This is a genomic window from Polaromonas sp. (genome assembly GCF_012927415.1).
Taxonomy (GTDB): domain Bacteria; phylum Pseudomonadota; class Gammaproteobacteria; order Burkholderiales; family Burkholderiaceae_C; genus Polaromonas.
In genome coordinates this window covers 19,934-28,808 of sequence record NZ_JABBPF010000066.1, presented here as the reverse complement: position 1 = coordinate 28,808, position 8,875 = coordinate 19,934, and the positions used below count along the sequence as shown (strand labels likewise).

The 8,875-nt window shown below is 60.6% G+C and carries 10 protein-coding genes and 1 pseudogene; 6 read left to right on the top strand and 5 right to left on the bottom strand.

What is annotated here, in order from left to right; translation table 11 throughout:
• The first annotated feature begins 283 nt into the window (after positions 1-283).
• From HHJ19_RS06870 to HHJ19_RS06860, 3 genes are all read left to right on the top strand, one after another.
• Positions 284-760 carry a peptidylprolyl isomerase gene (locus HHJ19_RS06870; RefSeq protein WP_296905268.1) on the top strand — a complete coding sequence of 159 codons (477 nt, stop codon included), beginning with the start codon at positions 284-286 and terminating at the stop codon, positions 758-760.
• 134 nt (positions 761-894) lie between these two features.
• The gene (locus HHJ19_RS06865; protein WP_296905266.1) at positions 895-1,296 is read left to right on the top strand and encodes a response regulator; all 402 of its coding nucleotides are present in this window, start codon (positions 895-897) and stop codon (positions 1,294-1,296) included.
• A gap of 137 nt (positions 1,297-1,433) precedes the next feature.
• On the top strand, positions 1,434-2,699 hold the full coding sequence (locus tag HHJ19_RS06860; RefSeq protein ID WP_296905264.1) for an MFS transporter: 1,266 nt from the start codon (positions 1,434-1,436) through the stop codon (positions 2,697-2,699).
• Between the two features lie 114 nt (positions 2,700-2,813).
• Here HHJ19_RS06860 and HHJ19_RS06855 read toward each other — a convergent pair whose 3' ends face one another.
• From HHJ19_RS06855 to HHJ19_RS06845, 3 genes are all read right to left on the bottom strand, one after another.
• Entirely contained in the window at positions 2,814-3,305 is a 492-nt protein-coding gene (locus HHJ19_RS06855; RefSeq protein ID WP_296905262.1) for a hypothetical protein, read from the bottom strand.
• A gap of 232 nt (positions 3,306-3,537) precedes the next feature.
• Entirely contained in the window at positions 3,538-4,056 is a 519-nt protein-coding gene (locus HHJ19_RS06850; protein WP_296905260.1) for a CIA30 family protein, read from the bottom strand.
• 48 nt (positions 4,057-4,104) lie between these two features.
• On the bottom strand, positions 4,105-4,725 hold the full coding sequence (locus HHJ19_RS06845) for a flavin reductase family protein (RefSeq protein ID WP_296905258.1): 621 nt from the start codon (positions 4,723-4,725) through the stop codon (positions 4,105-4,107).
• Positions 4,726-4,914: 189 nt separating this feature from the next.
• On the opposite strand from HHJ19_RS06845, the gene HHJ19_RS06840 reads away from it, so the two are divergent.
• Both HHJ19_RS06840 and HHJ19_RS06835 read left to right on the top strand, forming a co-directional pair.
• Positions 4,915-5,550, top strand: a complete 636-nt coding sequence (locus HHJ19_RS06840) for a bifunctional 2-polyprenyl-6-hydroxyphenol methylase/3-demethylubiquinol 3-O-methyltransferase UbiG (protein WP_296905257.1) — start codon at positions 4,915-4,917, stop codon at positions 5,548-5,550.
• 594 nt (positions 5,551-6,144) lie between these two features.
• Positions 6,145-6,405, top strand: a pseudogene (locus tag HHJ19_RS06835) (nuclease-related domain-containing protein); the annotation flags it as partial.
• 264 nt (positions 6,406-6,669) lie between these two features.
• On the opposite strand, the gene HHJ19_RS06830 reads toward HHJ19_RS06835, so the two are convergent.
• Together HHJ19_RS06830 and HHJ19_RS06825 are read right to left on the bottom strand one after the other, a co-directional pair.
• Positions 6,670-7,296: a BLUF domain-containing protein gene (locus tag HHJ19_RS06830; RefSeq protein ID WP_296905255.1), complete on the bottom strand. Its 627-nt coding sequence runs from the start codon at positions 7,294-7,296 to the stop codon at positions 6,670-6,672.
• Positions 7,297-7,329: 33 nt separating this feature from the next.
• Positions 7,330-7,863 (bottom strand): hypothetical protein, encoded by a 534-nt coding sequence (locus HHJ19_RS06825; RefSeq protein ID WP_296905253.1) that lies wholly within the window; start codon positions 7,861-7,863, stop codon positions 7,330-7,332.
• A 473-nt stretch (positions 7,864-8,336) separates the two neighbouring features.
• On the opposite strand from HHJ19_RS06825, the gene HHJ19_RS06820 reads away from it, so the two are divergent.
• On the top strand, positions 8,337-8,717 hold the full coding sequence (locus HHJ19_RS06820) for a VOC family protein (protein ID WP_296905251.1): 381 nt from the start codon (positions 8,337-8,339) through the stop codon (positions 8,715-8,717).
• The last annotated feature ends 158 nt before the right edge of the window (positions 8,718-8,875 follow it).

Below are 8,875 nucleotides of genomic sequence, written 5' to 3'. Positions count from 1 at the left end.
GTCATGCAGCAGCACAAACAGCTGCCCCGGCGCTCCGGCGGCGGGTAGCAGCTCGATGGTCTCGGTGTCGGGCGGATTCATGATGTGTTCGGAAGGTTCTCGTTAAAGGCCGCTTTGGAGCCCCAGTTTAGCGCGTGCCACCAGGCGCCTTCAACGCAATCGACCGGCCCCGCGCAGAGTACCGGCGGCTGCCAGAGCCCGGCCATCATTGCTAAGATCACGCAAATTACCCGTTCGCAGCGCGCGGGCCTCCTCATTCTTTGCTCCCGTAAAAACACACCCCATGAAAATTGAAAAAAACACCGCCGTCACCCTGCGCTTCAGGGTATCCGATGCGCAAGGCAAGCTGATCGAAGGCGACAAGGAGCCGATGGTTTATCTGCACGGCGGCTACGGCAATACGCTGCCCAAAATTGAAGCGGCGCTGGAAGGCCAGGAGCCCGGCTTTCAGACCACGCTGGCACTGCCGCCCGAGGACGCCTTCGGCCTGCGCGACGAGACGCTGGTGCGCACCATTCCGCGCAGCCAGTTTCCGCCTGGCGTGAAGGTCGGTGGCCAGCTCGAAGGCCGGGGCAGCGATGGCCGCGAGCAGCTGTTCAATGTGGCAAAAATCAAGGGCGATACCGTCATCCTCGACGCCAATCATCCGCTGGCTGGCAAAGCACTGCGCTTTTCCATCAAGGTGACGGACGTGCGACTTGCCAGCGCCGAGGAGATTACGCACCAGCATGTGCACGGCGAGCACGGCCACCACCATTGAACCCCGCCCCGTCTTCGCGGCGGGCGCCCGCGGGCGCTGTCGAGCCGGATTCAGCCTACAAGCCTTCATGACACACGCTGACTGGCGGGCGGTCGAAGCGCGGTGTATCTTGACCGTTTGTTTGGAGAGAAACCTTGCTCATCAGCGCTTTTCTGGTCGAAGACAAGCCGGACATACGTCAGACCCTGGTTGAGGCGATGGAGGAGATGGCGCCGCTCAGATTTGTCGGCCAAGCCGATTCCGAAGCCACCGCAACCCAATGGCTGCACGCCCACCCCGGCGGCTGGGACCTGGCCATTGTTGATTTATTTCTGGCGCAAGGCACCGGTTTTGGCGTGTTGCTGGCGTGCCAGACGCGCAAGCTGGCCCAAAAAGTCGTGGTGCTTACCAGCTACCACCAAAGCGACCTGCTGCGCCGCTGCAGGGAGCTCGGCGCGGACGAGGTGTTCGACAAATCGCAGGAAGTGGACAAGCTGGTGGATTTTTGCAAGGCCCATGCAGACATCCTTGCCGGCACGATTTCTCCAGTCCCGTGAAACCGCTTGTTTGCTATTTTTTAAATAGCAACAAGTAACCGAATTCATTGGACCTGGAGCCGTTTTGGCATAAAAACAGCGCTTGCGGACCGGCTCTGGCGCAGCCTGCCCTGCGCCGGTGTACGCTTGACAGCGCCATGAAACCTTCCGCACTGCCCCGTCCCGCCGCCACGGTCCGGCCGACACATTCCGTCTGGGTCATGCTGTTTGCACTGACGACGGCGTTCGCGCTCAGCCAGGCCTATCGCACCATCGCCGCCATCATGGCCGCGCCGCTGCAGGCCGACTTTCATCTGAGTGCGCAGGCGCTCGGCCTGTTTGCCGGTGCGTTTCACTTCGCCTTTGGCGCCATGCAGTTGTTCATGGGCATCGGCATTGATCTGCATGGCGTGCGGCGCACCGTGCTGACGGCTTTCCCGATCGCGATTGCCGGCTCGGCGGTTTCCGCGCTGGCGAGCAGCTACGGCATGCTGGTGACCGGCCAGGTGCTGATCGGCGTTGGCTGCGCGCCGGCCTTTCTGGCGTGCACCGTGTTCATCGCGCGGCATCTGCCGAGTGAGCGCTTCGCCGCGATCTCCGGCCTCACGCTGGGCCTGGGCGGCATCGGCATGTTGCTGACCGGCACGCCACTGGCGTGGCTGATCCAGGCGACCTCGTGGCGCATGGGCTTCTGGGTGCTAGGCGGCATTGCCGCGCTGGCCTGGGGGCTTATTTACGCGCTGGTGCACGAACCCGCGCCGCCGCTGGCCGTCAGCCTGGCAAGGCAGGCGCTACCCAGGGAATCGTTGTGGCAGGCGATCACCAAATTCGGCACGCTCTTCATGCTGCCGCACACGCTGGGCATTGTGCTGCTGGCGGCGGTGGGCTATGCGTCCTTCATCTCGCTGCGCGGCCTCTGGCTGGGGCCAATGCTGATGCAGCGGCACGGTTTTTCGCTGGTGCAAAGCGGCAACGTGGCGCTGCTGATGTCGCTGGCCTCGCTGTTCGGCCCGCCGCTATTTGGCCGGTTTGACCCCGGCCCGCTGCATCGCCGCCGCTGGATCGTGGCTTTCACGCTGCTGCTGGCGGCGCTGTTTGCCGCATTTGCCCTGACGCACAGCACCCCTATAGATGTGCTCGGCCCGATCGCGATTGGCGTGCTGTCGGGCTATATGGTGCTGCAATATGCCGATGTGCGTGCGGCCTACCCGGCGGCCATCACCGGCCGCGCCATGGCAGTTTTCACCATGGCCATGTTCCTGGGCGTGGCGGCCATGCAGTGGCTGACCGGCATGGTGGCCTCGGCCGCCTCTGCCCACGGCATCGACCCCTTCACGGCGGTGCTGGCCACCATTGCCGCGCTGCTGGCAGCCGGTGCGCTGGCCTTCACGGTGTTGCCCGGGCCGCCCCGCGCCGCCGCCTGATTGCAACCCTGGCCAATCGCCGGGGCGAAGGCCGCAGCGATGCGCCATAAACAAAAAAAGACAGGCTATGCCTGTCTTTTTTATCAACCGCGTTAGACGCGATGACCTAAGCGATTACTTGGTGGTAGACGCTTTGACGTCTGCCTTGCCTTCGGCTTTCACGGCCTTGGTTTCGGTTTTGGCATTGGCCTTGTCAGCCGTTGCATCGACCTTGACCTTGTCGGACTTGGCGGTAGCGTTGACGACAGATTTGTCGGCTTTGGCATCGGCCTTGGCGTCAACCTTGTCGGCCTTCGCATCAGCTTTTACCTTGTCTTCGGTGTCAGCCTTTGCGGCTTTGGCGTGGGCTTTGGCTTTTGTTTTTGCCGCTTTTTGGTGCGCCGTGGCTTTCTTTTCGCCGGCGGTGGTTTCAGCTTTTTGCACCTTGGCATCGGCCTTCATATCGACCTTGGCTTCGGATTTGCTGGCAGCGGCGTCGGCCTTGACAGCCTTGGCTTCAGCTTTCACAACCGCAGGCGCCGAAGGAGCCATGGCGGGGGCAGGTGCTTGTGCAAATGCAGCGCTGGCAAACAGACCGGCGATCAGGGTAGCGAGTAACTTGTTCATGTGAGTCCTTTGGATTGATGTTGTGTTGTGAATGATTTCATTGCAACCGAATATGCAACGGCGGTGCAACACAGGCTGTTGACCACGCTTACATGTCGTTGCATTTGAGCGATGCAACCAGGCAGCTCTTCACGAGCCTTCAACAGCCCCGGCATGGGAAGGCGCTGGCAGGCGGTTCGCGCTGCCAGCGCGCCGCGCGGATCAACTGGCAGGTGGGCGGGCGCGCCGGTTTTCAGTCTGTGCGGATGGCGCGCAGGGCGAGCGCAAATTCGCCCTCCTGGCTCTCGGCAATCATCAGGCCGACCTGTCGCACACGGCCCGGGTCGAGCGGCGGCGCCTCCGGCACGCCCCGCCCGCGAAAGCTCGCCGCAAATGCCTGCAGCGGCAGCTCAACCGTGGTCCACAGGCCGGCCGGTGGCGCAAACACGGCCTGATACGCGATGCCGTCGAAGGCGTCATCCATGCGCAGCGTGAGCTTGTAGCGCTTGCCGTCGTCCAGCAAGTCCAGCACGTCCAGCAGGTAGCGCCTGATGCCTGCAGCCGGTGGCCGGGGTAGCACCGCCGAACGCACCGAGGCAAAGCCGCCATTGTTCTGCAATGACACCGTGCCTTCAAACACGGCATGGCCCAGCGGGTCGTGGCGCAGGCGGCTGCGCGAGACACCGCCCATCACGCGGTCATCCACCGCGGACCAGCTGGCCACAGAGGCTGCAGTGGCAAAGTTGAACAGCTCGTGCGGCACGTTAGTCACTTGGCAAATTCCTTCAATCTTTTTCGTGGGGGCGCGGCCACGTCCGCGTCACCTGGGGCGGTGCATGCGAAACAACTGCTCAGGGCCGATCGTGAAGTAATCAGCCGGTCCGCCGCCGCGCAGGATGTGACCGGCTGCTGCGGTGTCGTAGACACCGTCTTTCAGCAAGCTGAGGGCGATATGCACAGCCACCACCTCGCCCAGCACCAGCCAGGTCGCCACCTTGTCGCCGTCAAGCCCCTGCAGCTGCACGATCTGCGTGCTGCGGCATTCAAACGCGACCGGGCTCTCGGCCACGCGTGGCACCGCTACCAGGCGCGATGGCGCCGGGCTCAAGCCGGCCAGTTCAAACTCATTGACGCCGTGCGGCACGGCGGCGCAGCTCTGGTTCATGGCTTCGGCCAGCGCGCGTGTCGTCAGGTTCCAGACGAACTCGCCGGTCGCTTCGATATTGCGCAGCGTGTCTTTGTAGCCGATGCTGGCAAACCCGACGATGGGCGGCGTGTAGTTGAAGGCGTTGAAAAAACTGTAGGGTGCCAGATTCAGCGCGCCGGCTTCGCTGCGCGAAGAAATCCAGCCAATCGGGCGCGGTCCGACGATGGCATTGAACGGGTCATGCGGCAGGCCGTGGCCCAGCCTGGGTTCGTAAAAGTGAATCGCATCTGACAAGGGCGGCTCCGCTGTGAATTTGAAAGCGACGATAACCGAAACCACCCACGCCGGTTGTCGCCCACTTCGGGCCCGCACCTTGCCCGGTCATGCGCTGGCCTGCGCACGCGTGACGCTGGCGGGGAATAAAATGTCGTGATCATTAGCAAGCAGCAGCGGGCGCTTGCCTGGCACCTAGCGACAAATCCCATGCAGACCTTGCCCCCCACGCCATTCGCCGACGCGGCCGATAGCTGGAACCAGCGCTTCGAAAACGAAGCCTATATTTTCGGCACAGAGCCCAACGCCTGGCTGCGCGAGCACGCAGGCGCCTGGAAATCCGGTCAGCGCGTGCTCTGCGTGGCCGACGGCGAGGGCCGCAACAGCGTCTGGCTGGCGGGACGGGGCCTGGTGGTCGATGCTTTTGACGTGGCCAGTGTTGGCGTGGCCAAGGCCCGCAGGCTGGCCGCAGACCAAGCCGTGTCGGTCAACTTTGCCGTCAGCGACTGCGATGCCTATCCGTGGCCGCAGAACCTGTATGACGGTGTGGCCGCCATCTTTGTGCAGTTCGCCGATCCGGCGATGCGCGCGCGACTGTTTTCCAACATCAGGCGCTGCCTCAAGCCCGGCGGCACCTTGCTGCTGCAGGGTTACACACCCAAACAGCTGGATTACAAAACCGGCGGACCGCCACTGCTGGACCACCTCTACACCGCGGCAATGTTGCGCGAAGCCTTTGCCGATTTCAAATTGCTGCAGCTCCGCGAATACGAGGCCGAGCTGACCGAAGGCAAGGCCCACCATGGCCGATCAGCGCTGATCGGTCTGATGGCCCTGCGGCCTTGAATCAGCAATAGCGCGTCAACCAGCGCCCGGGCCTGCACTTGCGGCGGTGCGAACGGCCGCCAGCCGCATTCACTTATCTGATCGCGCGCTTGAGGGCTTCCCAGGCATCACCAGAGACCTTGCGGGTTTCGCCATTCGCCTGTTTGGCCAAACCTCTGGCCTGCTGCTTCTTGTTGCCCACCAGCTGGCCCGCCGCATATCTGGTCGCGCTCCTGACCTGATCCTTGTTGATTCCTGACCCCCGATGAATCTGCCGGGAATGGCCCAGGCCTGGCACGACATGGCCGCTGAAACAGCGGCACCCTGACTGTCGCGGGAAAACGCTCCGTCGGCAGGCACTACCCGCCGGCCACCCCGACACTGCTTCGACGGCTGCCAGCAAGCTTTGTCAGCGCTACGTTATTCATAGCATACAGCAACCGTATTCATTGGACGTGAACGGGTTTTATTGCTCAGGCAAAGTCTTTCAGCGCACCGGCTGGGCAGGCAAGCTTGCGCCAGCCCAGCAACGTGGCGCTAGCCATCAGGGACATTTACCGGCATGATGGATGTTACAAGTCGTTTTTAAATGTATTAAAAGGTTGGTATTCCCGGATGGCGACTCTTATTCCTGCAATCGGTTCGTGCGTTTCCCGCATGACCGCCGGCGAGCGGCGTCTGGCCGAGAGACTCGAACAAAAACTCGACGACGACTATTTGCTCTGGTATGACGTACCCATAGGCCCCAAACACCTCCATCCAGACTTTGTGGTGATGCACCCGAGGCGCGGCATCCTGATTCTGGAAGTGAAAGACTGGAGCACCAGAACCATCCAGCAGGCCGACAGGCAAAGCTGGCAAGTCTTTATGGACGGCAGGCTCAAGACCCAGCCACTCCCGCGACCTGCTGGCCAGCGATGAAGCTTTCCACCGCCTGTTGACCGAGGGCTGCCAGTCAGCCTCCTGTCGCAACAATTGCGTCTAAGCGGCAAAGGTGTCAAAGAGTCGATCGTCCAGATCACTGCGGTCGGTAATCACCAATACCGTCGGATTGTCCAGCGCCAGCACGATTGACGTACTGTGTGAGATTGCGGGTGGTTTAGCGAGGAACCGAATGCGTTAATCGCATGACGACCCTCTTTATCGGTTCAGCAAACGTCCCAGTAACCCGGGAGCACTCGGGCTGCTGGCAGTGGTTGACGACAGCGGTGAAGCGGCGGTGGCCGATCCGGCAGGACTTGCAGCCGGCACAACTGCTGGCGGTTTTGGGACAGGCGGCGTGCTGCGCGAGGCCAAGGGCGTGTAGACACTGGGCACCGGTGCGACAAGCGCCGTCGGTGCGGTTGGTACGGTCATGGATATCGACTTTCCGCCGAGTTCACCGAGCAATTTTTTGACCGCACTGCCGCTCATGGCGTAGGGGTTGAAAACGCTCTGCCCGGAATATTTCAAAAACAGCGCTCGGTTGTCTGCGCTTTGCGCAGCAAAGCCCATGGACCACTGTGCCCAATCACGTTCTTCAATCTCGGCGTATTCCAATATCGCCACAGTGTGATGGCGCGTGTCGCGCATCAAACGCGAATAAAGATCATTGATCTGCTCGCGAGACCCTTCCAGCCCCTGCAAAAAGATCTTGCTGTTGAAAGCAAGAACACCTGTCAGGTCGCGCCGGGTGTTATTGGCCTGCGATTGCTGCAGGATCCCTTTGAACTCCGTCATGCCGACACCTTCGGTGGCAGTACTGGCGTAAATAAGACGAACTAGCATAAGTACTTCTTTAAAGTTGAGTTGAAAGACTAATCACGCGTGACCAAGTATTCGTTTAACTTTTGCAAGATGGTGATCCCCAATGGCGCCAAGATGCCTGATCTTTGTCTCATACGCGCGGAGCGAGGCCTCGAGTTGCGCAACCGAAGTCAACCCCTCCAGTGCGAATGACATCTCCAAAGCGTCATCAGGCAGATAACTCATCACGAAATCAGTGATCTCGGCTACCGCGTCTTGCAATGGGCGATGACTGAGGGACTCGGACTGGACGAATAAGCGCTCGGGCTGCGGAACAAGACGCTCTGGCTGGGTAACCAGGCGCGTAACTTGAGCTTCGACACGCTTAACGGAAACGCTGTCGGTGTCGGACAGTGCTCGAATGTACCCGGCGTTCACAAGCGCCTCGAGCATGGCAGGCACGTCCTGATCATCCCGCAGGCGCGACGCATACAGCTTGGCGTCAAAACCACCAACCATCGAAATCAGCAATGCCTTCATCGGGCGCGGAATCTCGATTTTTGGATTTAGCACGGCAGCAGTGCCGGCTTGCGTGCGGGTGTAGTTCATGACGTCATGAAATTGCCATGGTGATTACTTTATATACGGCCATACAGCACAAGTGTATTGAAGAAGTAGCGTAACTTACACGTTGACACTAAAACCCTACTAAATTACGCTGACTTCCGAAAACAGCGATTGCGGCATTCGCAACACCGGAACAGGAGCAGCACAATTGCGCGCTTGCTTGTTACCGCACGATGAAGCTGTCCGCTTCACGCCGGAACAAGGGCGCGTTTTTTTGAAGCTTGAAGCCTGATTCCGCCCCCGTGACATTTGAAGGCATGCCCCATTGGCGTCACTTCAGTTGAATGGCTAACTTCGCTCGGCGGAAAAAGCCTGAAGGTTGGGTGTCAGGCTCTGTGGTAGCCCGGTTGTTGACCGACCATCGACTACCATCCGGTTACAACTTGGTCGCTTAACCGGTAATACACCGGTTTCGCACCGGGCTTGTACCGGCCCAACCCCCAACGGAGAAAACGATGTTCAGTCATGTGATGTTTGGTGTGAATGACCTTGAGGTTTCAAAGAAGTTTTACGACGCGCTGCTCGGCACGCTGGGCATCGCTCCGGGGGTTGCCAACAAAACCCGTTATTTCTACCGCAGCCCAACGGGCACGTTCGGAATCACCACGCCCATCGATGGTGAGCCTGCTTGCCACGGCAATGGCAGCACCATCGGATTTACCGTGCAGTCGCAGGAGCAAGGCGACGCCTTTCATGCAGCTGGCATCGCCAATGGTGGCAGCACTTGTGAAGACCCGCCGGGGTTTCGCGAAGGCCCGGCGGGCAAGCTCTACCTGGCGTATCTGCGCGACCCCGACGGCAACAAAATCTGTGCGCTGTATCGGCCGGGCAAATAGGGCGAGCCTGGAGTCCATCAGGCCATCTAGGTAACGACGATGTTGCACAACAGCGTTTGCGCAGCTTGAGCTTTTTGCCCCTGTATTGATAAAACTTCATCGCCACCTTGATTGGGCTGCAGGCTGATTTCAGGGTTAAAGCAAGACGTGGACCCGTC